Source organism: Enorma burkinafasonensis, from assembly GCF_902150035.1.
In the GTDB taxonomy this organism is placed as follows: Bacteria; Actinomycetota; Coriobacteriia; order Coriobacteriales; family Coriobacteriaceae; genus Enorma; species Enorma burkinafasonensis.
The window spans coordinates 162209-187014 of record NZ_LR597502.1 but is presented as its reverse complement, the minus strand read 5'-3'; the positions used below and the strand labels follow the sequence as shown (position 1 = coordinate 187014).

The 24806-nt window shown below is 68.7% G+C and carries 24 protein-coding genes; 8 read left to right on the top strand and 16 right to left on the bottom strand.

Annotated features, from left to right (window positions below; all coding sequences use genetic code 11):
- Positions 1 to 30: 30 nt before the first annotated feature.
- From FS885_RS02305 to FS885_RS02285, 5 genes are all read right to left on the bottom strand, one after another.
- Positions 31 to 900 carry a PfkB family carbohydrate kinase gene (locus tag FS885_RS02305; RefSeq protein ID WP_144743384.1) on the bottom strand — a complete coding sequence of 290 codons (870 nt, stop codon included), beginning with the start codon at positions 898 to 900 and terminating at the stop codon, positions 31 to 33.
- A gap of 94 nt (positions 901 to 994) precedes the next feature.
- Positions 995 to 1963: an SIS domain-containing protein gene (locus FS885_RS02300; RefSeq protein WP_144743383.1), complete on the bottom strand. Its 969-nt coding sequence runs from the start codon at positions 1961 to 1963 to the stop codon at positions 995 to 997.
- 96 nt (positions 1964 to 2059) lie between these two features.
- On the bottom strand, positions 2060 to 2917 hold the full coding sequence (locus FS885_RS02295; RefSeq protein ID WP_102372396.1) for a sugar phosphate isomerase/epimerase family protein: 858 nt from the start codon (positions 2915 to 2917) through the stop codon (positions 2060 to 2062).
- Between the two features lie 69 nt (positions 2918 to 2986).
- The gene (locus tag FS885_RS02290; protein ID WP_144743382.1) at positions 2987 to 4543 is read right to left on the bottom strand and encodes an amidohydrolase; all 1557 of its coding nucleotides are present in this window, start codon (positions 4541 to 4543) and stop codon (positions 2987 to 2989) included.
- Between the two features lie 10 nt (positions 4544 to 4553).
- Entirely contained in the window at positions 4554 to 6014 is a 1461-nt protein-coding gene (locus tag FS885_RS02285) for a YfcC family protein (protein WP_144743381.1), read from the bottom strand.
- Positions 6015 to 6726: 712 nt separating this feature from the next.
- Between FS885_RS02285 and FS885_RS02280 the strand changes: the two genes are divergently transcribed.
- Positions 6727 to 7806 (top strand): hypothetical protein, encoded by a 1080-nt coding sequence (locus FS885_RS02280; protein ID WP_144743380.1) that lies wholly within the window; start codon positions 6727 to 6729, stop codon positions 7804 to 7806.
- 380 nt (positions 7807 to 8186) lie between these two features.
- On the opposite strand, the gene FS885_RS02275 is transcribed toward FS885_RS02280, so the two are convergent.
- From FS885_RS02275 to FS885_RS02255, 5 genes are all read right to left on the bottom strand, one after another.
- Positions 8187 to 8924: a GntR family transcriptional regulator gene (locus FS885_RS02275; protein ID WP_144743379.1), complete on the bottom strand. Its 738-nt coding sequence runs from the start codon at positions 8922 to 8924 to the stop codon at positions 8187 to 8189.
- Complete coding sequence (locus FS885_RS02270; RefSeq protein WP_144743378.1) at positions 8917 to 9591, bottom strand: HAD family hydrolase; 675 nt, start codon at positions 9589 to 9591, stop codon at positions 8917 to 8919. The genes FS885_RS02275 and FS885_RS02270 overlap by 8 nt, the downstream gene beginning before the upstream one ends.
- Before the next feature lie 134 nt (positions 9592 to 9725).
- Positions 9726 to 10382 carry an SGNH/GDSL hydrolase family protein gene (locus tag FS885_RS02265; protein WP_144743377.1) on the bottom strand — a complete coding sequence of 219 codons (657 nt, stop codon included), beginning with the start codon at positions 10380 to 10382 and terminating at the stop codon, positions 9726 to 9728.
- 60 nt (positions 10383 to 10442) lie between these two features.
- On the bottom strand, positions 10443 to 12137 hold the full coding sequence (gene pgi, locus FS885_RS02260) for a glucose-6-phosphate isomerase (RefSeq protein WP_144743376.1): 1695 nt from the start codon (positions 12135 to 12137) through the stop codon (positions 10443 to 10445).
- Positions 12138 to 12262: 125 nt separating this feature from the next.
- Positions 12263 to 13093, bottom strand: a complete 831-nt coding sequence (locus FS885_RS02255) for an HAD family hydrolase (RefSeq protein WP_144743375.1) — start codon at positions 13091 to 13093, stop codon at positions 12263 to 12265.
- Between the two features lie 203 nt (positions 13094 to 13296).
- On the opposite strand from FS885_RS02255, the gene FS885_RS02250 reads away from it, so the two are divergent.
- Together FS885_RS02250 and FS885_RS02245 are read left to right on the top strand one after the other, a co-directional pair.
- On the top strand, positions 13297 to 14499 hold the full coding sequence (locus FS885_RS02250) for an iron-containing alcohol dehydrogenase (protein ID WP_144743374.1): 1203 nt from the start codon (positions 13297 to 13299) through the stop codon (positions 14497 to 14499).
- A 173-nt stretch (positions 14500 to 14672) separates the two neighbouring features.
- A complete protein-coding gene (locus tag FS885_RS02245; protein WP_222419863.1) occupies positions 14673 to 15938 on the top strand; it encodes a glycoside hydrolase family 3 protein in 1266 nt (421 codons plus the stop codon).
- A gap of 78 nt (positions 15939 to 16016) precedes the next feature.
- Here the strand turns inward: FS885_RS02245 and FS885_RS02240 are convergent, their stop codons facing one another.
- Both FS885_RS02240 and FS885_RS02235 read right to left on the bottom strand, forming a co-directional pair.
- A complete protein-coding gene (locus tag FS885_RS02240) occupies positions 16017 to 16889 on the bottom strand; it encodes a deoxyribonuclease IV (RefSeq protein ID WP_144743373.1) in 873 nt (290 codons plus the stop codon).
- Positions 16890 to 16891: 2 nt separating this feature from the next.
- Positions 16892 to 18106 (bottom strand): aldo/keto reductase, encoded by a 1215-nt coding sequence (locus tag FS885_RS02235; RefSeq protein ID WP_144743372.1) that lies wholly within the window; start codon positions 18104 to 18106, stop codon positions 16892 to 16894.
- Positions 18107 to 18520: 414 nt separating this feature from the next.
- Between FS885_RS02235 and rnhA the strand changes: the two genes are divergently transcribed.
- The 4 genes from rnhA to FS885_RS02215 all read left to right on the top strand — a co-directional run bounded on the left by rnhA (position 18521) and on the right by FS885_RS02215 (position 21252).
- Complete coding sequence (gene rnhA / locus FS885_RS02230) at positions 18521 to 19015, top strand: ribonuclease HI (protein ID WP_144743371.1); 495 nt, start codon at positions 18521 to 18523, stop codon at positions 19013 to 19015.
- A 77-nt stretch (positions 19016 to 19092) separates the two neighbouring features.
- Positions 19093 to 20199 carry a Gfo/Idh/MocA family protein gene (locus tag FS885_RS02225; protein WP_144743370.1) on the top strand — a complete coding sequence of 369 codons (1107 nt, stop codon included), beginning with the start codon at positions 19093 to 19095 and terminating at the stop codon, positions 20197 to 20199.
- An 8-nt stretch (positions 20200 to 20207) separates the two neighbouring features.
- Entirely contained in the window at positions 20208 to 20633 is a 426-nt protein-coding gene (locus FS885_RS02220) for an acylphosphatase (protein WP_246060720.1), read from the top strand.
- Positions 20634 to 20835: 202 nt separating this feature from the next.
- Positions 20836 to 21252, top strand: coding sequence for a Fur family transcriptional regulator (locus FS885_RS02215; RefSeq protein WP_144743369.1), 417 nt, complete (start codon positions 20836 to 20838; stop codon positions 21250 to 21252).
- A gap of 68 nt (positions 21253 to 21320) precedes the next feature.
- Here FS885_RS02215 and FS885_RS02210 read toward each other — a convergent pair whose 3' ends face one another.
- A complete protein-coding gene (locus FS885_RS02210) occupies positions 21321 to 21749 on the bottom strand; it encodes an FKBP-type peptidyl-prolyl cis-trans isomerase (RefSeq protein ID WP_144743368.1) in 429 nt (142 codons plus the stop codon).
- Between the two features lie 153 nt (positions 21750 to 21902).
- Here FS885_RS02210 and FS885_RS02205 point away from each other — a divergent pair, with 153 nt between their 5' ends.
- Positions 21903 to 22613: a M48 family metallopeptidase gene (locus FS885_RS02205; RefSeq protein WP_186365743.1), complete on the top strand. Its 711-nt coding sequence runs from the start codon at positions 21903 to 21905 to the stop codon at positions 22611 to 22613.
- 75 nt (positions 22614 to 22688) lie between these two features.
- Here FS885_RS02205 and folB read toward each other — a convergent pair whose 3' ends face one another.
- The 3 genes from folB to FS885_RS02190 all read right to left on the bottom strand — a co-directional run bounded on the left by folB (position 22689) and on the right by FS885_RS02190 (position 24788).
- A complete protein-coding gene (gene folB / locus FS885_RS02200) occupies positions 22689 to 23180 on the bottom strand; it encodes a dihydroneopterin aldolase (RefSeq protein WP_144743366.1) in 492 nt (163 codons plus the stop codon).
- Between the two features lie 304 nt (positions 23181 to 23484).
- On the bottom strand, positions 23485 to 24048 hold the full coding sequence (locus FS885_RS02195) for an HD domain-containing protein (RefSeq protein WP_246060718.1): 564 nt from the start codon (positions 24046 to 24048) through the stop codon (positions 23485 to 23487).
- Positions 24049 to 24155: 107 nt separating this feature from the next.
- Entirely contained in the window at positions 24156 to 24788 is a 633-nt protein-coding gene (locus FS885_RS02190) for a 4Fe-4S single cluster domain-containing protein (RefSeq protein ID WP_144743365.1), read from the bottom strand.
- Positions 24789 to 24806: the final 18 nt, after the last annotated feature.

The window sequence follows — 24806 nt, the reverse complement described above, 5'->3', positions numbered from 1 at the left end:
CCTTGGGACCCCGCCGCATAGCAGATGGATTTACGCGTAAACCTTGGCGTGGCCCCAGCTGCCCTCGATCTTGCAGGTGTCGGCCGCGAAGCCGGCGGCGAAGTCGAGGCACGCGCGGATCGCGTCCGGGCCCGCCTCGCCGGCCTTCTTCTTGGCGAGGTAGGTCACCAAAAACGCCGTGAGCAGCGAGTCGCCGGCCGCCATGGCGTCCTTGAGCTCCTCGGGCGCGACGGGCTTGATGCCCTGCTCGTAGAAGTTCTCGCCGTCGTAGGCGACAGAGCCCTTGCTGCCGCGCGAGGCGCACACGATCTCGGGGCCGAGGCCCTTGATCCACTCGAGCTTGGCCTTGATGTCCTCGATGGGCGCATCGCCCATGGACATGAAGGAGTAAGTCACGAAGGGCGCGATCTGCTCGAAGTAATCGTCGGTCGAGTCGTCGGAGAAGTCGAAGCTGATCGGCACGCCGGCTTCCTTGATCTTGGGCAGCTCGCGCTCGGTGAAGCAGTAGTTGCCGCTGTGCACGAGGTCGAAGCCGCGCACGTACTCGGCGGCGAAGCGGTCGATCACGTAGCGCATGTCGCCGCGGATGCCGCCCTCGTTGGAGCCGAGGAAGATGCGGTCACCGGTCTCGTCGACGGTCACGCGGGCGGCGCCGTTGACGCCCACGACCTGCTGGCAGCGCAGCAGCTCGACGCCCTCCTCCTCAAGGGAGGTGATGACGTGCTCGGCCTCGGCGTCGGAGCCGAAGATGCCCATGTAGGCGCTACGGTCGACCCCGAGCTTCTTGGCGAACACGGCGAAGTTCACCGCGTTGCCGCCGGGATACATGGTCTTGATGTGCTCGTACTTGTCGACGACGTTGTCGCCGAAGCCCAGCACGCTGATGGGATAGGTTGCCATTGCATCTCCAATCGCTATGCCCGCCGCGCGGCGGGAGGTGAGGTGGCGCGGCCGCCCGAAGCCACCATGGCGGCCGCGCCGTGAGGAGGAGGGGTTAGTACTTCTCGATGCCCATGTAGCGGCGGACGTCCGGGTCATGGTCGAAGACCTTGCCGCGGGCGGCGCGGAGCTCGCAGTTCATGGCGTAGAACAGGATCGGGTCGAGGTAGGCGCGCACGCTCGCGGGCACCTGCTCCATGCCGTACTCCTTGGCGTCGAGCACCATGAGGGTGTCGGTGTGGGTCTCAAGGAACGCTAGCGCGCGCTCGTCCATGGGACGGCACTCGGAGGAGCCCATCTGCAGGAAGTAGAACACGCCCGGCTCGGTCACCTCGAAGGGGCCGTGGAAGTACTCGGCGGAGTTGATGTAGGCGCAGCTCTGCCACTGCATCTCCATGAGCGAGCAGATCGCGAAGCCGTAGGTCTGGCTGTAGTTGGGGCCCGAGCCCAGGATGTAGAGGAACTTGTGATCCTGGCAGAGCGCCGCGAAGCGATCGCCGAGCTCGGCGTTGACCTTCTCGCGCGCGGGCGGCAGGATCTCGTCCATCTTGGCGATGCCGGCGTAGAGGTCGGCCAGGTCGGCGAAGCCCTCCTGCTGGTCGAGCAGCTCGGCGGCAAGCGCGAGCGAGATGCCGGCCGGAACCTCGGCCTGCGGCACGCCCTCGCCCCACGGGTAGACCCAGGTGGTCCACTTGCCGGTGTCGATCTTGGAGCCGGCGTTGTCGGTCAGCGCGATGATGGAGGCGCCGGCCTCGAGCGCGATGTTGCAGGCGTCGACGACCTCGGGGGTGTTGCCGCTGTGGCTGCAGGCGATGACGAGGGTCTTGTCGCCGAGGCGCGCCGGGCGCATGATGTCGAACTCGCGGGCGGTGTAGGCGCAGCTCACGATATTCTTGGCCTCGCGCTGGAGCAGTGCGTTGGCCGGGATGAGGTCGATGAGCGAGCCGCCGCAGGCGAGGAAGTACACGGTGTCGATGCCACCGTGCTTCTCGATGGTCTCCTTGATAAGGTCATGTGCGTTCATAGGGATACCGCCTTTCTGTACAGCTTTCCCCAAGGGGGCGGGGTGCGTCCCCTCCTGTTCACGTAAAACTATGGCGCGCTCGCGCGGACGCGTGCGCTAGTCGATGAAGAAGGGCTCGAATGCCTTCATGTTGCGCTCATCGGCGGCGGCTGGGTCGTCGTAGTACTTGCCGTCGGTGATCTCCTGGCCGAGCACGCCCTCGAAGTGGTGCTCGTTGAGCGTGCGGATCCACGCCTCCAGGTCGTGCTTGCCGTCGCCCCAGACCAGGTGGCCGTAGGGGTCGCCGTCGATGAAGTGCATCTCATGGAAGGCGTCGTCGCCGAAGGCCTCGAACCAGTCCTCGAGCGTCTCGCCCGCCACGCCCATGGCCGTGGTGTCGATCATCGGCTCGAGGTAGGGGCTTCCCACCTCGTCGATCATGCGCTTGGCGTCCGCGACGGTGGTCACGAGGTTGCTCTCCTCGGGACGCAGGCTCTCCATGGTGAGCATGATGTTGTGCTCGCCGGCGTACTCGGCCAGGATGGAGAGGTGCTCGCGGCTGCGCTTCCACGCCTCCTCGCGGTCCTCGTCCCAATCGCCCCAGCCGGAGTTGATGGACATGCGCTCGGCGCCGAGGACCTCGGCGAGCTCGATGCCGTGCTTGAAATAGCTCACGCTGCGCTCGGCATGGAGCGGCTTGCGCGCGGCGTACTGGTAGGGATAGACGACGTTCTCCGGGCAGAGGGTGCGGATCTTGAGCCCGCGGTCGGCCGCCTTCTTGGCGATGACCTCAGCCTCGAAGTAGCCCGTGTGGTCGAGCGTGACGTGGGGCTCTGCGCACCACAGCTCGAGGGACTTGAAGCCCAGGCGCTGCTGGGTGTCGAGGAAGTAATCGAGCGACCACATGATGTAGTGGATGTTCATGCCCGCTACCTGCTCACGGCGCAGATAGGGCTTCTTCTCGGTGTCTGCCATTGATACTCCCTTCCCTGGGTGCCCGGCGCCGGGGCGCCGGGCACATCGTTTCGATCCGAGCGCGTGCGGCTAGGCGCGATAGACCACCTTGCCGTTGGAGACGGTGAGCGCCACCTGGATGTCGCGGGCGTCATTCGGATCGACCGCGAACGCGTTGCGGTCGAGCACGCAGATGTCGGCGTACTTGCCGGCCTCGAGCGTGCCGAAGTCGTCCTCGCGCAGGCAGTCGTAGGCGCCGCCGTAGGTCCAGGCGCGCAGGAGCTCGGCCACCGTGAGGGTGTTGCCCTGGTTCACGGGCAGGCCGTCGTCGAAGTAGCCGCCGCAGGCGCTGTAGATGGACTCGCCGATGCTCGGGATGAGCAGGGGCAGGTCCGTGCCGCAGCACACCGTGCAACCGGCGTCCTCCATGCCGCGACGGTTCCAGCTGTGCTCGAGGCGCTTCTCGCCGATCTGGGTGCGCATCATCGACAGGCAGTCCTCGCGCTTGTCGAGCGTGAGGATCTGCGGGTAGACCTCGCAGATGCCGCCCATGGCGCCGAAGCGCTCGAGGTCGGCGGGGTCGGAGTTCTCAAGGTCGGTGATGGCGTGGCGATGAGCCAGCTTGCCGTCGGCGCCCTTGGGCAGCGCGTCGTAGAGCGCGACCGTGTGGCGCACGGCGCCGTCGCCCTGGCAGTGCAGGGAGTAGCGGAAGCCCTCGGCGTCGATGGCCTTGAGCTCGCTCTCGATGAGGTCCCACTCGGGGGGCTCCACGACGGTCTTGCCGGCGGCGCCCTCCTCCGCGGTGTCCTCGTACGGCTCGATCATCTCGGCCAGGCCCGCCCACACGCCGCGGTCGGTCATGCGGTTGAAGCCCGAGAAGCGGACGAACGGACCGGTGAAGCGGTCGCGGGCGGCGCGGGCGTACTCGAGGTTCGCGCCCTCGCCCACCGGCTGGCTCATCATCGAGACGCGGACGGTGAGCTCGCCTGCCTGCTCGCGGCGCTCCATCTCGTCGGCGAAGCCGTAGTAGTCGTCGAAGGCCATCTCCTTGATGGCGGTGACGCCGCGGGCGTTGAGCATGGCCATGTAGTCCGTGTACTGGGCGCGCACCTCGGGCAGCGCCAGGAACTCGGGCATCATGCGCCAGACCATCTCGGAGTAGCACGCCTCGGGCGTGAACCCGTAGTGCTCGCGGGCCGCAGCGTTGAGCGCGCAGGTCCCGGCGCCCTCCGTGAAGGCCACGGCGGGCACGGCGCCGAACTCGGCATCGAGGGCCTCGGTCGCGGCGTCGAGCAGGTTCTCGGGCAGGTCGTGCCCGAAGGCGCCCGGGCAGGCCTCGTGCGCGTCCTTCCAGGCGCGCATCGCGGCGCCGTCGGCGGCGCCGTCGGCGGCACCCGAGAGGTCGGCGCCGAGCGTGCGCAGGGCCCAACCGGTGAAGAACGTGTGCACGTCCACCAGACCGGGCATGATCGTGCCCTCGCCGAGGTCGATGACCTCGTCGGCCGCCTCGATGTAGGACGCGGCGTCAGCAGCCTTGCCCACGGCGGCGATCCGCTCGCCCTCGATGGCCACGAAGCCGTCGAAGGGCTCGCCATCGGTCGCGGTGAACACGCACCGCGAGGTGAGAACGATCTTGGAATCGGACATCAGATGCTCCTTAGGCCAGCATGCCGGAGATAGCGGTGACCACGAGGCCGCCGACGACCAGGAAGATCATGAACTTCCAGCAGGTCTTCCACCACTGGCCGAAGGAGATCTTCGACACGGAGAGGCCTGCGACGGTCATGCCGGCGGTCGGGCTGATGGTGTTGATGGTCTGGTTGGCCATCACGAGCGCGGTCACGGCAGCCTCGGGGTTGACGCCCATGAGCTCGGTCAGGGGGCCGATGATGGGCATGGTGAGCGCGGCGAGGCCGGAGCTCGAGGGCACCAAGATCGACAGGAAGCCGAGCACCAGGTACATGAGCGTCGTGTAGACGGGCGCGGGGGCGCCGGCCAGCGCGGTGGCGAGACCGTTCAGGATGGTGTCGATGATCATGCCGGCCTCGGCGATGACCAGGATGCCGCGGGCGATACCGATGATGCAGGCGGCGTAGGAGAAGTCGGCAAGACCCGCGACGAACTCCTCGGCCATGGTCTTCTCGTCAAGACCGCCGACGATACCGGAGAGGATGCCCATGCCCATGAAGACCATGGAGATCTCGTTCATGTACCAGCCCTGGGTCACGAGACCCCAGACGATGAGGCCCATGCCGGCGGCGAAGATCACGAGGACGAGCTTCTGGCGCAGGGTGAACGGGGCGTCGTCGTTGGCCTCGCTGACGTCGAACTCGACGCGCTTCTGCTTGTCGTCCTCATAGGTGATGGAGCTCTCGGGGTTCTTCTTCACGCGGCGGGCGTAGCTCATGGCCCAGAAGATGGCGGCCGCGGTGAAGACGATCCACACGATGAAGCGGAGCCACAGCTGCGGGTTGCCCTCGATGCCGATGATGCCCTGGGAGATCAGGACGTTGAACGGGTTGAGCGTCGAGGCGATGTAGCCGATCTGCGGACCCATGAAGCAGATGATGAACGCGGTCATGGAGTCGTAGCCGATGCCCATCATGACGGGGATGAAGATGGCGTAGAACGGCAGCGCCTCCTCGGACATGCCGAACGTGGTGCCGCAGATGGACAGGAGCGTCATCGTGACGGGGATGATGAGCACGTCCTTGTCCTTGAGCTTACGGGCGACACGAGAGAGACCGGCGTTGATGGCGTCGGTCTTGTTGATGATGGCGAATGCACCACCGATGAGCAGCACGAAGGCCACGACGTCGGCAGCGCCCTGGATGCCGAGCGTGAAGGCCTGCAGCACCTGCGGGACACCCTGACGCAGGTCGACCGTCTCGCCGGTCTCCTCGTCGGTGTAGACCTTGGGCACTTCCTGGTAGGTACCGGCGACGGCGACCTCGCGCTCGGAACCGGCGACCTCGATGACCTCACGGTCGAACTGGCCCGAAGGGACGATCCACGTCAGAACAGCAAAAAGCACGATCAGCAGAAACGCGATCGTGTACACATGCGGTAGTCTGAACTGGAACTTCTTCTTGGGCTCTACGGACGTTGTCTCGGACATAGTTCCCTCCTATTTCCTCGATGCCGTATGGCTTGCCCTATCACGCATGCCCCGCACCCCCGTCCGGCTTAGGACAAACGTTCTAAGATGTTCTATTTATAACCAGCGGGTTTGTTTTGCGTCAAGGAGTCATCAACCGGCGGCGGCGGAGAATTGTTCGAACGGTACCGAATCGCCGCCGAACGGTTGACGGCGGCAACGGAGCATCCCCTGCAGACGCCTGGCCCGGAGTTGCGCCCCGATCTGCTGGCGACATCCAAGCCCTCACTCGAGGCGCCATGCGCACCAGATTTCGCGCTCGCGCATCTTGGCGGTGACCCGCATCCGACAGGCAAGGTATAGCTTTAGTTTGCAACCCTTTGACCTGCGATTTTTAAAATAAATAGTAATTAATTGAGCGGCATGCTTCGCCGACCCACCGCCAAGAGACCCGAGCTCCCGTGCACGGCGCCCCCTGCCCGACTTTTCGTGTGATCGTCCATCCGATGTCCCCTCGGCCTGTTGCCATTTCTGGATATTCTTCAGAGACCGTATGGTCGCCGGCATCCCTCATGCGCGCACACCGCGCAACCACAACGCGAATACGCTGCGGTGTTGGAACGAGGAGACACTTTCGTTTGGAAACGGGAAGCTCCCGGACAGAACGCAGGACGATATCGGCTAGAACTGCCAGCTAGGCTCTACTCGATTCCCTGTCGAAGGAGCCTGAACCATGCACACCGAATTCACGAAAGCCGAGCCGGTGCTTTGCCATCGCTCGGCGCTGCTGTTCCACCGCACCCCACCTATCGTCCATGAGCTCGTGGGAAGATATCCCGATCTGCTCACGAGAGCCGACAAGGCTGCTTGCCTGAATGAAGACAATCCCCTGGCCCTGTTCGGAGACCCGCTCCACCTTCTCGTTCAAACGAAAGCGATGACGCACGCGAGCGCTCATTGCTCGTTTCACTATCGAAGGAGCGGCTACCCGCAAGGAGCGGTCATCATAACCGACTACAATATCCACGTCACATCGCCGCTCGCAACCCTAATGGACCTGGCGATCACGTGGCCGATTCCGCACCTAACCATGATCCTGTATGAAATGATGGGCTCGTTCGCGATTTTCAGGCCCACTCCTCCGATTCGGAAGCTGCTGCAGGGTCTCATCGACCGGGGAATGCTCCCTGTACTCCACGGGTGGAAGCCGGCGCTCAGTAAAGGCAAGTTGACCGATGTCTGGCGGCGTCCGCCGCTGCTCGACAGCTTTCAGGTCGAGCACTTCCTCGCCGGTGCGGAAAGCGCGAAAGGATCGCGCAAGCTTCAGCTAGCCCTGCGAGATGCCCATGAGGGCTCGGCCTCCCCGTTTGAGGCTCAAAGCAGCATGCTGCTCGGCATGCCCAAAAGGCGGGGCGGCTGGAATCTAGGGCCCTTCGAGCACAACAAGAAGATCGGTTTGACCCAGCAGGCACGCATCATAGCCGGCAAAGCGACATGTTATGGAGACCTCTACATCGAGGGGGCGGAGACGCACCCCGCGATCCTGTTCGAGTGCCAAGGCGGGGCATTCCACGACAGCGGCGCCATCGCCTCCGCTGACGACAGCCGCGCTGTCGCCCTGCAAAGCATGGGCATAGTTCTCATCCGCTTGCGCTATGAGCAGATCTCGGACCCCATGCGTCTCGAGTGCATCGTGTCTTTCATATCCAAACTCATGGGAAGACCCTTTACACGGAAAAGCGAGCGGCTCAAGCGCGCTGAGATCAGGCTCCGCGCACTCGTCCTCGTCGATTGGTGGAATCTCGGGTTGTAAGCGAAAACAACTCGGCACAGGATACCGAACATAGGGGCATGCTCGCATAACGGCGCAAAAGGGTACGGCACGGACGCGTGTCGCGACGTCAGCGCCGCAACTCGCGCATCTTGGCGGTGGTTCGCAGGCGACCGTTACGATAAAGCGGAGTACCAGAGCAGGAAATTCACAGGTAGGCGCACTGACTTACGTAGGTCACCGGCGATCGCTGCCATCCACCCACCGCCAAGATGCCCGAACATGAGCCACAGCCGCACCTGGACCCCATTCGCATCCGCTGGCGCAAGGTCAACTCAGAAAAAAGGAGGCAAGCGGGCGTGAACGCCTTTTCACCGCCAGCGCGAACGGCATTCCGGCTCGCAACGACTGCGGGCCGCTGGCTAGATACTGAAGATGAACCGCGACCCCACGATGTACTGGCGGCCGATGAAGAACGGCTTGTCGTCCCCGTCGAGGAAGTCGACCTTCATGAAGAAGAGCGGCTCGCCGGCGGGAACCGCGAGGTAGGACGCGGTCTCCTGGTCGGCGCGCGCGATCTCGACCGTGCAGTCGCCGGAGTTCTCGGGGTAGCGGCCGGTATGCGCCCGGACGACCTCGAAGATCGACGACGAACCGCCCAGGTTCTCCTGCTCGAGGAACTTGAACTCCTCATAGGGGAAGTAGTTGTTCTCGAACATGACGGGCACGCCGTCCGCCATGCGCAGGCGCACGACGGCGAGCAGGTCGGCGCCCTCCTCGAGGCCGAGGAACGCTGCCATCTCCTTGCTCGCGGGGACCACGTGGCGCGAGATGAGGCGCGACGTGGGCCTCATCCCGTTCACGCGGCACGCCTCGCTGAAGCTCTGGACATCGGCCTCCTGGCGCACCTTGCGCACGAGCTTGGGCGCGTTCACGAAGGTGCCCCTGCCCTGCTGCTTGGTGAGGTAGCCCTCGTAGACGAGCTCCTCGATGGCGCGGCGCACGGTGACGCGGCCGACCTGGTAGGCCTCGGCGAGCTCGAGCTCGGTGGGGATCTGCGAGCCGGGCGCGTAGGTGCCCGCCTCGATCTCGCCGCGGATGTTGTCCATCACCTGCTGGTACAGCGGGACCGCAGCCCCCTTGGTCATCTTCTCATTCATGGTTTAGGGTCACATTCAGAAGGTCGGGAACGGAATCGATGATCTGGTCTGCCGCCGCCTGGGAGAACCCGAAGCGCTCCTCGCGCTTGGCGAAGACCGTGAGCCCGGCGCGCCTGCCCGCCGTGATGCCCACCTCTGAGTCCTCGATGCAGCAGCACTCGTCGGCAGTGAGGCCCAGGCGCTTCATGGCGTGCAGGTAGATCTCGGGGTCGGGCTTGCTCTCGCGGAACTGCTCGCCGCTCACGATCACCTCGAAGCGGTCGGTGATGCCGCACTGGCCGAGCACGTCGAGGATGTTGTCCATGCGCGACGACGAGGCGAGCGCGAGACGCACGCCGCGGCGGGCCAGCTCGTCGAGGGTCTCGACGACGCCGGGGTTGAGCAGGTCGCGGTAGTGGTAGACGTAGCGGCTGCTCCACTCCTCGAAGCGGGCGTAGGCCTCGTCGGGGGTGAAGGTGCCGTAGCCGCCGCGCTCCCACCAGTCCACGAGCGCGTTCACGAAGGTCTCGTGCGAGGTCCCGACCATGGCGTTCAGTTCCTCGGTGGGGACGTCGATGCCGTGCTCGTCGAGGAAGACGCGCTGCTCGACGATGTAGGCCGCTTCCGTGTCGACGATCACGCCGTCCATATCGAAGATCACGGCGCGAAACGGGAAGGCGGTCGGCATGGCAACTCCTCGGCAACTCACGGTCGGACGGACTGCGCGGGCGCGCACGGCAACCGCACGGCATGCGGCCGCGCGGAACCTGTGAGTATCATAGCCTATTTCCCCGAGTCGGCGGAACCGTCACCGCCCGGGCGTCAGCACCCGGGGAACGCCACGGCAAGCTCGCGGGCGATGGCGGCGGCGAGCGACGCGTGCCCCTCGGGGGTGAGGTGGATGTGGTCGATCTCGCTCGGCTCGCAGACGAGCGCGGCATCGACGAACCCGCACCCCTGCTCCTCGGCGATGACCCGGCACCACCGCCCCGCCTCGCGCGACACGGCGGCCGACCGCTCGTCGAACGATGAGAGCACGACCTGCTCGACGCCCTCCCCCAGATGGGGCGGCGCCACGATCACGATGTGCGGCACGCGGCTTCCCGGCCCCCACGGGTACGTCTTCACGATGCCCGCGAGCGACTCGAAACCGCGCGCGATGTCCGCGGCGGGCAGGCCATAGCGCGTCTTGAAGTCGTTCGTGCCGAGCGCGATCACCACGGCGTCGAGCGGCTGGTGGCTCTCGAGCGCGTAGGGCAGCGCCGCCGCACCGCACCGGTAGGGCTCGTAGGGGTCGGTATGGACGGTCGTGCGGCCGCACAGCCCCTCCTCGATCACGTGCCACCCCTCGCCGAGCAGGCCCTGGAGCACGCCGGGCCAGCGCTGCTCGAAGGGGTAGCGCATGCCCGTGCCCGCGGCGGCCGCCGCGGGATCGAACCCGAAGGTGTTGCTGTCGCCGAAGCACAGGACGTTTCTCATGGTCACTCCCTGAAAAAGAATGCGGCGCCCCCGGATGACCGGAGGCGCCGGCAGCGTCATCTAGCGACGGTGCGCGCGGTAGAACGCGATGAGCGAGCGCGTGCTCGCGTCCTGCTCGGCGAGTGCCGCGTCGTCGTGGAACGCCGGCGTGATCTGCTTGGCGAGCTGCTTGCCGAGCTCAACGCCCCACTGGTCGTAGGAGTCGATGCCCCAGACCGTGCCCTGCACGAACGTGATGTGCTCGTAGAGCGCGATGAGCTCGCCGAGGGCGAAGGGCGTGAGCTCGTCGCCCATGATCGAGGTCGTGGGGCGGTTGCCGGCAAACACGCGGGCGGGCACCATCCACTCGGCCGTGCCCTCGGCGCGGACCTCGTCGGCCGTCTTGCCGAAGGCGAGCGCCTTGGTCTGCGCGAGGAAGTTGCCAAGGAACAGCTCGTGCACGTCCTGGCCGCCGTCCTCGACCGGGTGCGCCGTGTTGGCGAAGGCGATGAAGTCGGCCGGGATCATCTGCGTGCCCTGGTGGATGAGCTGGTAGAAGGCGTGCTGGCCGTTGGTGCCCGGCTCGCCCCAGAAGACCTCGCCGGTGGCGGAGGTGACGGGCGTGCCGTCCCAGCGCACGTGCTTGCCGTTGGACTCCATGGTGAGCTGCTGCAGGTAGGCCGGGAAGCGGTGCAGGTACTGCGTGTAGGGCAGCACCGCATGGGTCTTGGCGCCGAAGAAGTTGACGTACCACACGTTCATGAGGCCCATGAGCGCGACGACGTTCCGCTCGAGCGGGGTGTCCTGGAAGTACTCGTCGATGGCGCGGAAGCCGTCGAGGAACTGCTGGAAGCGCTCGGGCCCGAGCACCACGATGAGCGAGAGGCCCACGGCGGAGTCGACGGAGTAGCGGCCGCCGACCCAGCTCCAGAAGCCGAAGGCGTTCTCGGGGTCGATGCCGAAGTCGGCCACGAGGTCGAGCGCGGTGGAGACGGCGACGAAGTGCTTCTTCACGGCGTCGGCCTGGGAGGCCTCCGACCCGTCGATGGCGCCGGCGGCCGCAAGCGCGTCGAGCATCCAGCTGCGCACCTCGCGGGCGTTGGTGAGGGTCTCCAGCGTGGTGAAGGTCTTGGAGACGATGATCACGAGCGTGGTCTCGGGGTCGAGGCCGGAGAGCTTCTCGGCCGCGTCGTTCGGGTCGATGTTGGAGATGTAGCGGCAGTCGATGCCGGCGTCGGCGTAGGGCTTGAGCGCCTCGTACGCCATGACCGGGCCGAGGTCGGAGCCGCCGATGCCCACCGAGACCAGATGCTCGATGCGCTTGCCGCTCACGCCTCGCCACGCGCCCGAGCGCACGCGCTCGGCGAAGGCGTACATACGGTCGAGCACCTCGTGCACGTCGGCGACGACGTCCTGGCCGTCGACGATGAGCGAGCCCGCCTGCTCCTTGGGGCGGCGGAGCGCCGTGTGGAGCACGGCGCGGTCCTCGGTGGTGTTGATGTGCTCGCCGGCGTACATGGCGTCGCGGCGCTCCTCGAGCTTGACGGCGCGGCCGAGGTCGGCCAGGAGCTTGACCGTCGTGTCGTCGATCAGGTTCTTGGAGAGGTCGAAGAAAAGGTCGCCGGCCGTGAAGGAGAGCTTCTCCACGCGGGCGGGGTCCGCGGCGAACCAGCGCTTGAGGTCGATCCCCTCCTCGACGAGGGCGTCGTGGTGCTCCTGCAGGGCCTTCCAGGCATCGGTCTGGACGGCGTCGATGGGCTCCGGGATAGATGACATGGCTTCCTCCTTGTCGCTTGGGGCGACCCGTCCGCGCTCCGGCGGCCTTGTCGCAGATACTTTATTCTACCGCAGCGGGGTGACCCGGCGACGGGCGCGCGGGCGCCTCCGGCACGCGGGGAGCGCTACGCGGTGAACGGCCAGCCGCCTGCCGCGAGCACCTCGATGGCCTCGGCGACCGCGTCGTCCTCGCACCGGCCGATATGCCAGCGCGCGGCGGCCGCGGCCTCGGGCATGGCGCCCGCCACGGCCACGGGGTTGCCCGCGACGGCGAACATGGTGAGGTCGTTGCCCGCGTCGCCGAAGACCACCACCTCGTCGAGGCCGACGCCCAGGCGCCGGGCGAGCTCGCGCACGCCCTCGCCCTTGTTCCAGCCGGCGGGCATGATGTTCAGGAAGCCCGCCATGGGCACGTCGAAGTCGAGCCCGTCCACCGCGGCGTTGAGGCGCTCGGAGAAGGCGCGCGTCCCGTCGAGGTCCGTGGGCAGAAAGACGTTCGCCTTGAGCACCTCGAACGCGGGGAGGCCGCCCACAGGCTCGCAGGCGCGCCCGTAGGCGGGGACGATCTCGAGCAGGTCGTCGAGCGAGCCCGAGCAGAGCAGCGGGCGGGTGCCCTCGAACACCACGAGGCCCGATCCGGGGATCTCGCCGAGCACCTCGACGAGCCGCTCGAGGCCGCGGCGCGGGAGCAGCTTCTCGAAGATGCGCTCGCCCTCGAGATAGCCCTCGAGACCGTTCGTCGCGATGCAGGTGGCGCAGCACGTCGCATCGCCGCCGAAGAACGCGGGGATCTGGCCCACGCCGCGCCCGCTCGCCGGGCCGATGGCGATGCCGGCCTCGCGTGCCGTGTGGAACGCGGCGCGCGTGCGCTCGGAGACCGTATGCGCGCCCTGGGGCATGATGGTGCCGTCGATGTCGGACAGGATGAGCTTCACCGTACGTGCGGCTTGCGACATGGTATTCCCCTCTCGTCGGTTTCCCCCAGAAGTATAAGCCGCGGACGCGGGAGCGTCTCGCGCGTTACACGCTCGAAAACCGCACCGTTGCGCTACCATGACCGTGGGGCAGGCGGGGGCGCCGCGCGCCCCGGCGCCGCGACCGGCGGGTCTCCCCCGGCGCGCGGCGGCACGAACAGCGGCAACCAGGTAAGGGGCATACCATGAACGACTTCAGCTTCTACTCGCCCACGCGCATCGTGTTCGGGCGCGGCGTCACCGACCAGGTGGGCGCGCATCTCGCCGAGGCGGGCTACCGAAAGGCGCTTCTCGTCTACGGCCAGGGATCGGTCGTGCGCACCGGCACGCTCGACCGCGTGAAGGCGTCGCTCGATGCGGCGGGCGTCGAGCATATCGAGCTCGGCGGCGTGCGCCCCAACCCCGAGATCGGCCTCGTGCGCCAGGGCATCGGGCTCGCGCGCGGCGGGCAGATCGACATCGTCCTGCCCGTGGGCGGCGGGTCGGCCATGGACTGCGCCAAGGCGATCGCGCTCGGCGTGCCCTACGACGGCGACGTGTGGGACTTCTTCGTCCGCGGCGTCAAGCCCGCCGCGCACCTGCCGGTCGCCTGCGTGGTGACCATCCCCGCATCGGGTTCCGAGGCCTCGAACTCCTCGGTCATCAGCAACGACGCCGAGCACCTGAAGAGCGGCGTCAACACCGACCTCAACCGCCCCGTCATCGCCTTCATGGACCCCGAGCTCACCTTCACCCTGCCGCCCTACCAGACCGCGGCGGGCGCCACCGACATCATGTCCCACGTCATGGAGCGCTACTTCTCGGGCGAACCGGGCGTGCCCGTGACCGACCACATCGCCTGCGGCATCGTGAAAAGCGTCATCGAGTGCGCGCCGCGCGTGCTCGCCGACCCGCGCGACTACGACGCGCGCGCCTGCCTCATGTGGGCGGGCACGCTCGCCCATAACGGCCTGGCGGGCTGCGGCATCAACATCCCCGGCAAGCGCGACGGCGACTGGACCTGCCATGGGCTGGAGCACGAGCTCTCGGCCCTCGACACCGGCATCACCCACGGCGCCGGCCTCGCGGTGATCTTCCCCGCGTGGATGCGCTACGTCTGGCGCGAGCACCCGGAGCGCTTCCTCTCCTTCGCCTACGAGGTCTTCGAGATCGAGCCCGTCGACGAGAGCGCCGAGGCCGTCGAGGACGCCGTCACCGCCACCATCGACGAGCTGCAGGACTTCTTCGTCTCGCTCGGCATGCCCCGCACCCTGGGCGAGTTGGGCGTGCACGAAAAGGACATCGACCGGATGCTCCCCGGCCTCAAGATCAACCGCGGCGAGGTGTTCGGCAGCTTCAAGCAGCTCACGCTCGACGACGCGCGCGCCATCTACGCGAGCGCCCTGTAGGGGCGAAGGCCGCGCCGCGCAAGCGGACGCCCGATAGCGAGGGGGCGGGTGCGGCACCTGCCGTGCCCTCCCCCTTGAGCGTTCCGTTGACAGCTTGTGCACCGGCGCCGCCTATGGCATGCTCGAACCCCAACGGACCCGTGAAACGCACCAGATTCGAACGAGGGAGACCCATGCTGAACTCCAACGGACCCGTCATCACCAGGCGCAACCTCATCGCCGCGGGCGCGCTCGGCGGCATCGCCGCGGCGGCGAGCGGCTGCGACGCGCTCACCGACAGCGGCATCTTCCCCGATAACGGCAACGTCACCGTATGGGACCACCCGGCGGCGCAGCACGGCTCCGCCGAGGAGGAGGCCGAACCCGAGCCGGAGCCCACGGCCACCGAGCGCCTCATGGCCGCCATGACGCTCGAGCAGAAAGTCGCCCAGCTCTTCATCGTCACGCCCGAGCAGCTCACCGGCGCCTCGACGGCCACGATCGCGGGCGGCATGACCGAGCAGGCGCTCGCCGAGTTCCCCGTGGGCGGGCTCATCTACTTCCGCAAGAACCTCGTGCGCGCCGAGCAGGTGCGAAACCTCCTCTCCGGCACACGCGAGCTCTGCCTCAAGGCGGGCGCGGGCGCCGCGCCCTTCCTCTCCATCGACGAGGAGGGCGGCCCGCTCGTCGCGCGCGTCGCCAACTGCGGCCTCTTCGACGTCGAGCGCTTCCCTAACATGGCCGAGATCGGCGCGACGGGAGACCCCGCGCAGGCGGCGCACGTGGGCGAGACCATCGGCACCTACCTGCGCGAGATCGGCTTCAACCTGGACTTCGCGCCCATCGCCGACGTCCTCACCAACCCCGAGAACACCGCCATCGGCCCGCGCTCCTTCAGCTCGGACCCCGACCTCGCCGCCGAGATGGTCGGCGCCGAGGTCGAGGCCATGCTCGAGACGGGCACCTTGCCCTGCGTGAAGCACTTCCCCGGCCACGGCGACACCGCGGGCGACTCGCACACGGGCGCGGTCTACGCCGAGCGCTCGCGCGAGGAGATCGAGTCCTGCGAGTTCAAGCCCTTCATCGCCGCGATCGAGGCCGGCTGCCCCATGGTCATGGTGGGCCACATCGAGACCCCCAACTTCGCGGCCGACGGCCTGCCCGCGTCGCTGTCGCCCTTCATGATGGGCGACGTCCTCCGCGGCGAGCTGGGCTTCACGGGCGTCATCATCTCCGACTCCTTCGGCATGGGCGCCATCACGCAGAACTTCAGCGCCGCGGAGGCCGCCGTGCGCTACTTCGAGGCGGGCGGCGACATCCTGCTCATGACGCCGAACCTGCGCGAGGCGCTTCCGGGCGTGGTCGCCGCCGTGCGCGACGGGCGCTTGAGCGAGGAGCGCATCGACGAGAGCGTGCGGCGCGTGCTCGGACTCAAGGAACGCGCGGGGATCATCTCCTAGTCTCGGGCGCGCGTCGCGGCAGCGGGGTCTCGGCCCCACGAGCCCACAGCACGGCCGCCCGCAGCACGGCCGGCCGCATCACGCATCGCCGGCGAGGCGCCGCATGAGCGCGATCTCGCGGGCGTAGCCGGGAAGCTCGTTGGGCGTCTCCAGGATGAACGGCAGGGTGCGCAGGGCGGGGTGCCGCACGATGGCGGCGAGCGCCTCCTCGCTGCCGCCGAGCTCCGGGCAGCCCAGGTAGCCCTCCCCGATCCGCGCGTGGCGGTCCTTGCGCGCGCCGCACGGGTTCTTCGAGTCGTTGAGGTGCACGGCCCGCAGGCGCTCGAGCCCCACCGTGCGGTCGAAGGCGGCGAGCACGCCGTCGAGGTCGTGCACGATGTCGTAGCCCGCGTCGCTCACATGGCAGGTGTCGAGGCACACGCCCAGATTCCCCGCAAGCTCGCCCCGCCGCCGCTCGACGGCGTCCAGGATGGCCGCGAGCTCCTCGAAGCTGCGGCCCACCTCCGTGCCCTTGCCCGCCATGGTCTCGAGCAGCACCGTCGTGCGCTGGCCGGGAAACATCACCTGGCAGAGCGTGTCGACGATGAGCTCGATGCCGCGCTCGGGCCCCTGGCCGGTGTGCGCGCCCGGATGGAAGTTGTAGAGGTTCCCCGGCAGCGCCTCCAGGCGCTCCAGGTCATCGCGCATGGCCTCGAGCGCGAACGCACGCGCATGCTCCTTCGCCGAGCAGGGGTTGTACGCGTAGGGCGCGTGCGCCACGAGCGGGCCGAAGCCGTGGCGCTCCATGAGGCACGCGAGCGCGGCCACGTCCTTAAGGTCGAGTGCGCGCACGCTGCCGCCGCGCGGGTTGCGCGTGAAGAACGCGAAGGTGTTCGCCCCGATGGAAAGCGCGGTCTCGCCCATGGCGGCGAATCCGTTCGAGATCGAGAGATGGCATCCGATGGTGAGCATGGCTAGCCCCTCTTTCCCATGAGCGCGAGGACGGCGCCCACCGGCCCGGGCGTGAGGCGGCGGCGCACGTCCATCAGGCGGTCGGGGATGTCGATGTGCTGCGGGCAGTGCTTGGCGCAGGCGCCGCACCGTACGCAGTTGCTTGCGAGGCGCGGATGCCCGCTCCTGATGGCGGAGGCGGTGAAGTACTGCGACACACCCGTGAACCACCCGTGGGCGTACGAGGCGTTGTATGCCGCGAAGCACCCGGGGACGTTGATGCCGCGCGGACAGGGCATGCAGTAGTTGCAGCCCGTGCAGGGCACGCGGTTCGACCGCTCGAAGATCTCGCGCACCCTGCCTATGGCCTCGTGCTGCCCCGCGTCGAGGCACCCGGGCAACGCCACGCTAGCGAGCGCGGCGTTCTCGTCCACCAGCTCGGGCGCGACCATGCCCGAGAGCAGCATCGTGACCTCGGGATGGTCCCAGACCCAGGCGAGGCCCCAGGCAGCGGGCGTGTCGAGCGACGCCGTGCCCGCCTCGGTCGAGATGACGCGGCCGCGCTCGCCCTCGAGCACGCGGCGCGCCTCGTCCGCGAGCTTGCCCGCGAGGCGCCCGCCCAGAAGCGGCTCCATGACGAAGACGGCGAGCCCGCGCGATGCGGCCGCCTTGAGCCCGGCGGTTCCCGCCTGGTAGGTCTCGTTGGCGTAGTTGTACTGAATCTGGCAGAAGTCCCAGTCGTACGCGTCGAGGAGCGGCGCGAAGTCGCCCGCGCTGCCATGGTAGGAGAAGCCGATCCGGCCGATGCGGCCCGCCGCCTTCTGGCGGCAGATCCACGCCTCGATCCCCAGCGCGACGAGGCGCTCCCATTGCGCGGGGCTCGTCACGTTGTGGATGAGGTAGTAGTCGACGCGATCGCACCTCAAGCGCCGCAGCTGCTCGTCGAGGAAGCGGTCGAAGTCGGCGACCGAGCGGCACGAGCCGTGGGGCAGCTTGGTGGCGACAAAAAAGCGGTCGCGCAGTCCCAGGTGCTCGAGGGCGGCGCCCACGCAGGCTTCGTTGCCGGGGTAGAGGTAGGCGGTGTCGAGGTAGTTGATGCCCCGGTCCGCGGCGCGGCCGATGATGCGCTCCGCCGCATCCTGGTCGATGGCGCCGAGCGCTCCGCGCGGGAAGCGCATGCAGCCGAGGCCGAGCGCCGATATGCGCTGGCCGCTTCTGGGGTCGATCCGGTATTGCATGGGGGCTCCTCGCGTCTTCGGTGCATCTGCCCGTATTGTAGCGAAGAGCCCGCGCCGGGTCCCACCCGGGCGCGTCCTACTCGAGCGCGTTTTACTCGAGCGCGTCCTCCGCGATCTCGGCGCGGCGCTCGAGCTCGCGCACCGCCTCGGACGCCAGGTACGCCACCACGGCGCCCGCCGTGAGCGCGATCGCGACAAGCGTCTCCCCCATCGTGCTCCCCCTTCCCTCGGCGCCGGCAGGCGGCGCAGGCGAATCCGTCACCACCCAACCTTAGGGCCCCCGTTCAATGCGCGTGCAAGCGGGCGGTAAGCGCTCGGCAAGGTGGGCCCGCCCGGTCGCGCTAAGGCCCGCCATGCGCCGGCGGGCCCCATGGCGTATCATGGTCCCGGCTCACCACACCCGAGCGGAAAGGCATGCCCGTGAAAGTCACCATCTACACTGACGGCTCCGCCCGCGGCAACCCCGGCAACGGCGGCTACGGCGCCGTGCTGCGCTACACCAACGGCAAGGGCCAGACGTTCACCCGCGAGCTCTCGGGGGGCTTCGAGCGCACGACCAACAACCGCATGGAGCTCCTCGCCGCCATCGTCGCGCTCGAGGCGCTCACGCGTCCCTGCGAGGTCGAGCTCCACTCGGACTCGCAGTACCTCGTCAAGGCGTTCAACGACCGCTGGATCGACGGGTGGATCCGCCGCGGCTGGAAGACGTCCGCCAAGAAGCCCGTGAAGAACGTGGACCTCTGGCAGCGCCTGCTCGCCGCCAAGGAACCGCACCGCGTGACGTTCATCTGGGTGAAGGGGCATGCCGGGCACGAGTTCAACGAGCGCTGCGACGAGCTCGCGACCGCCGCGGCCGATTCGGGTACACTGAGCATCGATACCGGCTTCACGGACGCCGACGCGGACTAGCGCGGCGCGGGCGGCCCGCGCCGGGGCGGCCCCCAGCGCAGCCCACCCCGGCGCGCCTCGAGAGGACAGGAGACAGCATGGTAAGCTTCGCGACGATCGGGACGAGCCCCATCTCCAACGACTTCATCGAGGTGATCAACGCGAGCGACACCGCGACCTACGTGGGCACCCTCTCCCGCGACGCCGAGCGCGCCCAAGCCTTCACCGCCGAGCGTGGCGGGACGCGGAGCTTCACGAGCCTCGAGGAGCTCGCGGCGGCGCCCGGCATCGACGCCGTCTACATCGGCAGCCCGAACGCCCTGCACGCCAGCCAGGCGCTCGCCTGCATCGCGCACGGCAAGCACGTGATCGTCGAGAAGCCCTTCGCCGCGAACGAGCGCGAGGCCCGCGCGGTGTTCGAGGCCGCCGAGGCCGCAGGCGTCGTCGCCCTCGAGGCCATGCGCCCGCTCCACGACCCCGCCTTCCGCCGCTGCCAGGACGCCATCGCGCAGCTCGGCCGCGTGCGGCGCGCGAGCCTGCACTTCGGCAAGTTCTCGTCGCGCTACCTCGAGGTGCTCGCCGGGCGCCAGACGAACATCTTCGACTGCGCCATGGCATCGGGCTCGCTCATGGACATCGGCGTGTACTGCGTCGAGCCCATGGTCGAGCTCTTCGGGGCACCCGAGCGCGTCATGAGCTCGACGGTGCTGCTCGACGAGGGCACGCGCGGGCTCACCCACGGCGCCATCGACGGCGCGGGCGACATCCTGTGCGCCTACGCCGACAAGACGGTCGCCCTGCACCACTCCAAGATCACCAACGACAACCTCTCCTGCCAGGTCGAGGGCGAGGACGCCACGCTCGTGTTCGGCGGCGTCTCGTGCCCTAAGTGGGGACGGATCGACCTGCGCGGCGAGGTGGGGCGCAGCTCGGCGAAGGCCGTGCGCGTGGCGAGCGGCGCCACGTCGCGCGAGCTCAAGCTCCCCTCCTGCGACAACACCATGGCCTACGAGCTCGCCGACTTCGTGTGCGCCGTCGAGGCGGTGCGCGCGGGCTCCGCAGCCGCCGCGGCCCCCGCAGGGGACTTCGGCACGGTCGCGCACTACCGCGACGTAACCCTGGCATCGCTCGCCGTCATGGACGAGGTGCGCCGCCAGGCGGGCATCGTCTTCCCCGCGGACGCGGCCGACCCCGACCTGGCCTAGGGCGCGCCATGGGATTTCTCGACCGCATGCTCGGCCTCACGGGTGACGCCGGCACCGGGGACGGCGCCGCGGGCGACGCGGTGCGCCGGAGCGAGCTCGAGCTCGCGCTCATCAAGCGGCTGCAGGACCGGCTCGGCGGCGACGATGCCGCAGCCGACCTGCGGCTCCACCTGCGCTTCACCGGGCGCGTGCAGGGCGTGGGCTTCCGCTGGACCAACCGCGGCACGGCCGAGGAGCTCGGCCTCACGGGCTGGGTGAGAAACCTCGACGACGGCTCGGTCGACATGGAGGTCCAAGGGCCCGCGGGCGCGATCATCCGGCACCTCGACGCGATCCATCGCTACTACGCGCGCATGTGGTGCACGGTTTGGCTCGAGCGGTGGGACGAGCTCGGCGTCGTGCCGGGAGAGACGGGCTTCGAGGTGCGCTTCTAGGATGGGCTCGGCGCGCCCCGCCATCCTTCGACCGCACGCGGGCTCACCGGGCGCGCGCTCCTCGAAATCTCGGGCAAAACTGCACAAAGCGTCTAAATGCTAGTAGCTAGGCGTCGTATAAAATAGGACCAAGTACTGAGAAGCACCCGATTGCGCGCTGCTGGCACCGGCGGCGCGTGCGCGGACCCGGGAGGTGCCCCGCATGGCCGTCCAACGACGCAACACCCGCCAGCGCAGCCTGGTGCTCGACGCCGTCCGGGCATCGAGCGACCACCCTACCGCGGACGAGGTCTTCCGCGCCGTGCGCGACCGCGACGGCCACGTGAGCCGCGGCACGGTCTACCGCAATCTCAACCTCCTCGTCGAGGAGGGCGCCATCCAGCAGCTCAAGTGCGCCGGCGGCAGCCGCTTCGACGGGCGGCGCGACCGGCACGCGCACGTCATCTGCCCCGTATGCGGCGCCGTCGCCGACGTGGAGCTCCCCTACGACCCCGCGCTCGACCGCGCGGTCCACAAGGCGACCGGGTACGCGCGCGTCTCGCATTACACGTTCTTCGAGGGTCTGTGCCCCGCCTGCCGGGCGGAGCGCCAAAGCGAGCGGGACGGGGAGCGCCCCTAGGCGCGGCCCCGTCCCGTAACCTCGTCGCACGACCCCGCCCGGGGCGCGCGGCTCTGCTCCCGGACGCGCTAGTCCAGGACCTCGACGAGCTCGATGTCGAAGTTGAGGTCCTTGCCCGCGAGCTCGTGGTTGGCGTCGAGCGTGACGCCCTCGGCATCGACCCCGATGACCGTCACGGGCACCGGCTGGCCGGCGGGCGTGGTGAGGAAGAGCTTGTCGCCCACCTTGATCTCATCGATGTTGGGCACCTGGGCCGCGGGGAACCGCAGCACGAGGTCGTCGCGGCGCTCGCCATAGGCGTCGGCGGCGGGGATGTGGACGGTCCTCTTCTCGCCCACCTCCATGTCGATGACCGCCGCATCGAAGCCGGCGATCATCTGGTGCGCGCCGCAGGTGAACTCGATGGGCTCGCCGCGGTCGTACGAGCAGTCGAACTGCGTGCCGTCGTCGAGCGTGCCGCGGTAGTGGGCACGGACCTTCTTGCCTTCGTTGGACATGGGAATCCTCGTTTCATGCCGGCGCCGGCTCCGTACCGGCGCAGTGCCCACCACTATACCGCACTGCGGGCGGCGGCGCGGGCGCAGGCGGCGGCGCGGGCGCGCGGAGGCTATACTTGACGGGCGGACCGAAGGGGGCATATGGTGCGGAGCATGACGACAGATCGCACGCGGACGTTCACGCTCACCGTCCCCGTGGACGGCGGGACGGTGGACGTCACCGTGACCCGCAAGCGCGTCAAGAACCTGAACCTGCGCGTGCACGGCGACGGCTCCGTGACGCTGAGCGTACCCTGGGGCACGAGCCGCGCCCGGGCGCAGGAGTTCCTCGAGCGCCGCGCAGACTGGATCGCACGGCACCGCACCCGCACGAGAACCGCCCCGCCCGCTCCCCTCGCCCCGGACGGCACGCCCGGCGTCATCCTCTGGGGGGAGGTCGTCCCCGCCGCCGTGGCCCTCGCCCGGGCGGGCATCGCGACGGGCGACCTCGCACCCGAGGCCCTCGCCGCGCATACCGCGGAGCTCTACCGCCGCGCCTGCGCCCGCGCGCTCCCCGCCGTCGTCGAGCGGGTCGAGCGGCGCATGGGGGTGCATGCGGCGGGCTGGCAGGTGCGCACGATGAAAAGCCGCTGGGGGTCGTGCACGCCGGCGCGGGCCACGGTGCGCATCAACGCCCGCCTCGCCGCCTACCCGCCCGCGTGCCTGGAGTTCGTCGTCGCGCACGAGCTCACGCACCTCATGGAGCCGTCGCACAACGCGCGGTTCCACATGCTCCTCGACACCTACTGCCCCGCCAACCGCGAGGCCGCGGCGCTTTTGAGGCGCCTGCCCGAGGATGTGGCGCGCGGGCGCGCGGCGCGCTAACCGGCGTGCGCGTCTATGGCCGGAACATAGCCGAGGCGCGCACCGGCGCGAACGCCCGCCTCGGCGGCCGCGGCGCTAGCGGGTGCGCTCGATCTCGACCGCGACGCTCGTGAGGGGCAGCCCGATGGGCGCCCAGGGCTTCGCGACCCTCACGCGCACGCCGATCAGCTGCGGGTGGCTGTCGAGCAGGTGACGGGCGAGGTGCTCGGCCGCAGCCTCGATGAGCTTGTAGGTGTGCCCGCGCATGAACGCGTCGATCTCGTGGCAGACCGCGCCGTAGTCGATCGAGCTCGCGAGGTCGTCCGTCTCGCCCGCGCGATGCAGGTCGGCGTAGAGCGTCGCGGACACCGTGAACTTCTGGCCGAGCTCGGTCTCGGCCGCGTAGACGCCGTGGTTCGCGAACACCTCGAGCCCCTCGATCACGATGCGGTCCGCACGCTCGAGCGCGGCGGGCTCGATGCGCGCGAGCGCGCGACGCGTCGCGGGCGGCGTCGCCTTCTTGCGCGGGGCGAGCGTGGTCCTCTCGCCGCGTGAGGTGTCCTCGGGTAGGCGCTTCCTTCCGAACATGTGCATCTTCCCCTTCTGAGATCCCGGGCGGCCACCGGCATGCGGCGCGGCGCCCCACGTTCCGTTCGGTATCCATCTATACCCCAAGCGGGTACCGGCACAACGGCGCGCAGAGAAGCTCCCGGAAAGAAGCGGCGACGCGCGGCGCGAGCCGCGCCGGAAGGCGATAACGGCGCGCCCGCGACCACCCCCTTGAATCTGCGGGCGTCATTTAGCAGGAATGGGGGCTCTGAAAGCCAGCGTCCTGCTCAATCCTGCCCGCAGATTCATGGATCCCGCCGCGGGGCCGTCACGCGGCGCGCCGTCACAGCGCGAGGTTGAGGTTCTTCTTCGCATCGCTCCACGAGCAGGCGGCGCGCACGCCCTCCGGGCAGGCGAAGCACGGGCGCGAGGCCTTGTCGGCCTGGAAGAGCAGGCGCTCGAGCGGCTCGGCATCCGCGCGCAGGCGGCGGTGGCCGCGGATCGCCGTGAGGATGGCGGCGCGCTCCGCGTCGTCGAAGCGCAGCGCGGGCTCGAGCCCGTCGAGGATCTCCGCGGCGATGCGCGCACCCGCGAGCTCGTGGGGCTCGCCGGTCTCGTACTGCTCGGCCTTGCCGATGTCGTGCAGGAGCGCGGCGGCGTAGACGGCCTCGCGCCCGAGGCCGCATCCCCGTTCGAGGTTCAAGATCCACATGATGCGCGCCACGTCCATGAGGTGGCGCAGCCCATGCCGGCAGAACGCCCGGTCGCGCTCGAGCTCCTGGAGACGGGTGTATTCCCGCTGGTACAGCGTATCGTGCCAGATCGCGTCCACGCGCGGGAGCGACGGCAGGCCGCGCTTGTGGCCCCCGTCAGCCATGGGATGCGCCCCGTCGACGATTTCAGCCATGCCCCTCCTTAAGCGGTCTCGTGTCCGCGGCGCCGGCGGCCGCGCGCCCTCATGCGGCACCGACGGCCGCACGCGCACTCGGCAGCGTTCGCGCCCGCGGCCCGCGCCTACATCGTATGCGTGCTGTAGACCTGCTCATCCTCCCACAGGCGCACGGCCCCGGCGAGCGGGCAGCCGCGCTCGGCAGCCGCGGCGCGCGTGGCGTTGAGGTCGATGATGCGCTGGTTCGACGAGCCGCGGAACCTGAGCGTGATGTCGTAGAGCTCCTGCACCCAGGGGCCGTCGACGAGGATGTCGATGCAGTCGAGCAGGCGGTCGGTCACCTCGGTGTGATGGCGCGCGCCGGGCATGAGCTCATCGAGCGTGTCGCCCGTGAAGCACCAGATGGTCTTGGCGGGAGCGCCGCCCGTCGCGCCGGCAACCGCCCCGTCACCCGCCGCACCGACCGGCCCGCGCGGGAAGCGCTCCCGCACGCGCTCGAGGAAACCCACGAGACCGCGCTGGTTCTCGGGCTCCATGGGCTCGCCGCCGAGCACCGTGAGGCCGTCGCAGAACGGATGGTCGACGCTCACGATGATCTCGTCCTCCACCGCGCGCGTGAAGGGCTCACCTGCCGTGAAGCTCCAGGCACCCGAGTTGAAGCAGCCCGGGCACCCGCGCCTGCAGCCCGACACGAACAGCGTGGTGCGCACGCCCTCGCCGTTGGCGATATCTGAGTACTTGATCTCGGCGTAGTTCATGCTGCGCTGCCCTGCTCC

Coding starts and splice junctions, on each gene's coding strand:
- FS885_RS02215 (WP_144743369.1), top strand. CDS start 20,836: ATGGCCGTCCAACGACGCAACACCCGCCAGCGCAGCCTGGTGCTCGAC.
- pgi (WP_144743376.1), bottom strand. CDS start 12,137: ATGTCATCTATCCCGGAGCCCATCGACGCCGTCCAGACCGATGCCTGG.
- FS885_RS02305 (WP_144743384.1), bottom strand. CDS start 900: ATGGCAACCTATCCCATCAGCGTGCTGGGCTTCGGCGACAACGTCGTC.
- FS885_RS02265 (WP_144743377.1), bottom strand. CDS start 10,382: ATGAGAAACGTCCTGTGCTTCGGCGACAGCAACACCTTCGGGTTCGAT.
- FS885_RS02240 (WP_144743373.1), bottom strand. CDS start 16,889: ATGCTCACCATCGGATGCCATCTCTCGATCTCGAACGGATTCGCCGCC.
- FS885_RS02255 (WP_144743375.1), bottom strand. CDS start 13,093: ATGTCGCAAGCCGCACGTACGGTGAAGCTCATCCTGTCCGACATCGAC.
- FS885_RS02190 (WP_144743365.1), bottom strand. CDS start 24,788: ATGAACTACGCCGAGATCAAGTACTCAGATATCGCCAACGGCGAGGGC.
- FS885_RS02225 (WP_144743370.1), top strand. CDS start 19,093: ATGGTAAGCTTCGCGACGATCGGGACGAGCCCCATCTCCAACGACTTC.
- FS885_RS02205 (WP_186365743.1), top strand. CDS start 21,903: ATGACGACAGATCGCACGCGGACGTTCACGCTCACCGTCCCCGTGGAC.
- FS885_RS02235 (WP_144743372.1), bottom strand. CDS start 18,106: ATGCAATACCGGATCGACCCCAGAAGCGGCCAGCGCATATCGGCGCTC.
- FS885_RS02220 (WP_246060720.1), top strand. CDS start 20,208: ATGGGATTTCTCGACCGCATGCTCGGCCTCACGGGTGACGCCGGCACC.
- FS885_RS02285 (WP_144743381.1), bottom strand. CDS start 6,014: ATGTCCGAGACAACGTCCGTAGAGCCCAAGAAGAAGTTCCAGTTCAGA.
- FS885_RS02280 (WP_144743380.1), top strand. CDS start 6,727: ATGCACACCGAATTCACGAAAGCCGAGCCGGTGCTTTGCCATCGCTCG.
- FS885_RS02300 (WP_144743383.1), bottom strand. CDS start 1,963: ATGAACGCACATGACCTTATCAAGGAGACCATCGAGAAGCACGGTGGC.
- FS885_RS02275 (WP_144743379.1), bottom strand. CDS start 8,924: ATGAATGAGAAGATGACCAAGGGGGCTGCGGTCCCGCTGTACCAGCAG.
- FS885_RS02250 (WP_144743374.1), top strand. CDS start 13,297: ATGAACGACTTCAGCTTCTACTCGCCCACGCGCATCGTGTTCGGGCGC.
- rnhA (WP_144743371.1), top strand. CDS start 18,521: ATGCCCGTGAAAGTCACCATCTACACTGACGGCTCCGCCCGCGGCAAC.
- FS885_RS02270 (WP_144743378.1), bottom strand. CDS start 9,591: ATGCCGACCGCCTTCCCGTTTCGCGCCGTGATCTTCGATATGGACGGC.
- FS885_RS02195 (WP_246060718.1), bottom strand. CDS start 24,048: ATGGCTGAAATCGTCGACGGGGCGCATCCCATGGCTGACGGGGGCCAC.
- folB (WP_144743366.1), bottom strand. CDS start 23,180: ATGTTCGGAAGGAAGCGCCTACCCGAGGACACCTCACGCGGCGAGAGG.
- FS885_RS02290 (WP_144743382.1), bottom strand. CDS start 4,543: ATGTCCGATTCCAAGATCGTTCTCACCTCGCGGTGCGTGTTCACCGCG.
- FS885_RS02295 (WP_102372396.1), bottom strand. CDS start 2,917: ATGGCAGACACCGAGAAGAAGCCCTATCTGCGCCGTGAGCAGGTAGCG.
- FS885_RS02210 (WP_144743368.1), bottom strand. CDS start 21,749: ATGTCCAACGAAGGCAAGAAGGTCCGTGCCCACTACCGCGGCACGCTC.
- FS885_RS02245 (WP_222419863.1), top strand. CDS start 14,673: ATGCTGAACTCCAACGGACCCGTCATCACCAGGCGCAACCTCATCGCC.